This is a genomic window from Frankia sp. CcWB3 (assembly GCF_977927595.1).
The window spans coordinates 4,920-8,159 of sequence record NZ_CDWRCK010000199.1 but is presented as its reverse complement, the minus strand read 5'-3'; the positions used below and the strand labels follow the sequence as shown (position 1 = coordinate 8,159).

The window sequence follows — 3,240 nt, the reverse complement described above, 5'->3', positions numbered from 1 at the left end:
GGCGACCGGGGTGCTCACACCCCCGCCGATCGTCGCCCGGCTCGCCGACTGGGGCGGTGAGATCCGGCGGTTCAACCAGGCGTTCGTGGCCCGGACGCCGGCCGGCGCCGACGAGGCGGCCCTACGGGCCGCGCTCGGCGCGCTGGTCGCGCACCACGACGCCCTGCGGGCCCGGCTGCTGCGGCCCGCGCCGAGCGTGTGGCTGCTCCAGATCGACCCGGCCGGCGACGGCCCGACCGACCCCGAGCTCCTGACCCGGATCGATGTCGCCGGGCTCGGCCCGGCCGCGCTGCGCGCGATGATCGCCGCCGCCTCCGGTTCGGCCGCCGGGCGCCTCGACCCCGACACCGGGACGACGTTGCGCGCGGTCTGGCTCGACGCCGGTCCCAGCGAACCGGGCCGGCTGGTGATGGTGGCCCACCACCTCGTCGTGGACGGCGTGTCCTGGCGTATCCTGCTGGCCGACCTCGAGGCGGCCTACGCGGCGGCCCGGGCTGGCCGGCGGCCGGCGCTCGAGCCGGTCGGCACCTCACTGCGCGCCTTCAGCCAGGTGGTCGCCGAACACGCGACCGCCCCGGCCCGCCTCGGCGAGCTGGCCTACTGGCTGGAGACGCTCGCCCCGGGCGCGCGTCCCTTCCCCGAGCCGCCCGGACCGGTCGCCGAAGCCGCCGGGCCCCCGCTCGGCCCAGCGGCCGTCGGCACTGTGGCCGACACCGGGCGACTGGTCGTCGAGCTGCCGGCGGCGGCCACGACCGCCCTGCTCACCGGCGTCCCGGCGGCGACCGGCGCCGAGGTCACCGACGTCCTGCTGGCCGGCTTGCGCATGGCGATCCGGCCCGCCCCGGCGGACGGCGACGGCGACCTCCTGGTCGATCTCGAGCGCCACGGCCGCGAGGAGATCGCCCCCGGACTGGACCTCGCCCGCACCGTCGGCTGGTTCACCAGCATCGCGCCGGTCCGGCTCGCGCCGCCCCGGGCCGGCGCCGGCGCGACGCTGACCGAGGTGACGGCCCGCCTGCGGGCCACGCCCGAGCGCGGCATCGGCTTCGGCCTGCTCCGCTACGCCAACCCGCTCGCCGGCCCGGCCCTGGCCCGGGCCGGACAGCCCCAGGTGCTGTTCAACTACCTCGGTCGCTTCGGCGCCGACCGCCGGGCCGACTGGGGGCCGGCCGAGGAGTTCGACGCGCTGGCCGCCGAGCCCGACCCCGGCCTGGGCGTCGGTTATCCACTGACCATCGATGTGGTCAGCGTCGAGACCGCCCAGACGTCCTCGGCCGGCGCCGGGCCGGTGCTGCGCGCGACGCTCACCTACCTGACCACCGTGCTGGCGGCGGACGAGGCCGCGCGCATCGCCGACGGCTTCCTCGACGCGCTGGGGGAGCTGGCCTCGCTGGCGCCGGCCGGCGGTCCCGGTCTCGGTCCCGGTTCCGGCCCCGCCGCGCTCGGCCAGCCGGTCGAGCTCATCGCGCTCCCGCCGGCCGAGGCGGACCGGATCGCGCGTACCTTCCCGGCGCCGGTCGAGGACGTCTGGCCGCTCTCGCCGCTCCAGGATGGCCTGTACTTCCACTCGGCGCTCGACGCGACCAGCGACGCCTACACCGCCCAGTTCTCGTTGGACTTCGACCATCGGCTCGACGCCGGCCGGCTGCGCCGGGCCTGCGCGACCTTCATGGCCCGCAACCCGACCCTGCGCGCCGGCTTCCTCAGCGACGGCCTGTCCCGCCCGGCGCAGGTCATCGCGCGCGACCTGCCCGCCCCGGTCGAGGAGATCGATCTGTCCGGACTGGCCGAGCCCGAGCGGTCGGCGGCGGCCGAGCGGATCGCCGCCGCCGACCGGGCCCGCCCGTTCGACGTGGCGCGGCCGCCACTGTTCCGGCTGATCCTGATCCACCTGGCCGAGGGGCGGTCCCGGCTGGTGATCAACCGCCAGGTGCTGCTGTGGGACGGCTGGTCGGGCGCGCTCGTCGTCGAGGGCCTGCTCGAGCTGTACGCCGCCGGGGGCGGCGAGCCGGGGACTGAGTGGGCGGAAGAGCCGGCGTCGACCCCGCCCGCGTCGCGCGGTTCGTACCGCGACTACCTGCTTTGGCTGCGCGAGCGGGACACCGCCGCCGCCGAGCGGGCCTGGCGCTCGGCCCTGGCCGACCTGGCGGGCCCGACGCTGGTGGTGCCGGCGGCGCGGGGCTTGCCGCCGGTCGCCCCGGCCCGGATCACGGCCGAGCTGCCGGCGGCGACGGCGGCCGCCGCGCGGGCCGCCGCCCGCGCCCACGGCGTCACCCTGAACACGATCTTCAACGCGGCGCTCGCGATGGTGCTGGCGGCGACGACCGGTACGGACGACGTCGTGTTCGGCACGACCGTCGCCGGCCGCCCGACCGAGCTCGACGGCATCGACGAGGTCGTCGGGCTGTTCCTGAACACCGTCCCGGTCCGGGTCCGGCTCGATCCGCGCGAGACCGTCGGCGACCTGCTGCGGCGGGTCGCCGAGGCGCGGCTCGACCTGCTCGACCATGAGTATCTGGGCCTCGGTGACATCCAGCGGGCCAGCGGCCACCCGGTGCTGTTCGACACGCTCTACGTCCTGCAGAACTTCATCGACGAGGTGGCGAACGAGGCGACCAGCGCCCGCCACGGGATCATCGGCGGCAGCAGCCTCGACCACACCCACTACCCGCTGACGTTCGTGCTGTTCCCCGGGGCCCGGATCACTGCGCGGCTGGAATACCGGGCGGACGTGGTCGCGGCGGAGCGGGCCGAGGCGCTGTTCTCCCGTCTCCTGGCCATGGTCGGCTCGCTGGCCGGTCACCTCGACGCGCCGGTGGGCTCCCTCGACCCGCTGCTGCCGGCCGAGCGGGCCCGGCTGGACCAGGTCTCGGCCCCGGCGCTGCCGATCGGCACGGACACCGTCGCCGACCTGCTCGCCGCGCGGGCCGCGCGGACCGGCGAGGCGGTCGCGCTGGTCCGCGGCGAGCAGCGGCTGACCTACCGCGACCTGGACGAGCGGGTGAACCGGCTGGCGCGGCTACTGATCGCGCACGGCGCCGGCCCGGAGACGGTGGTGGCGCTCGGGCTCGGCCGGACGGTCGACATGGTTGTCGCCCTGTTCGCCGTCCTGCGCACCGGCGCCGCCTACCTGCCGCTCGAGCTGGACCATCCGCCGGCGCGCCTGATGGAGATGGTGGCCGACGGGCGAGCCGCGCTGCTGGTCACGACCCGGGCCACCGGCCGCTACCTGGCCGGCGG

1 protein-coding gene is annotated in these 3,240 nt (G+C 76.9%); it reads left to right on the top strand.

The genetic code is table 11. The features are described from left to right. A partial coding sequence (locus ACY5KJ_RS14835) for a condensation domain-containing protein (RefSeq protein WP_462203612.1) occupies window positions 1–3,240 on the top strand: 3,240 nt, incomplete at both ends.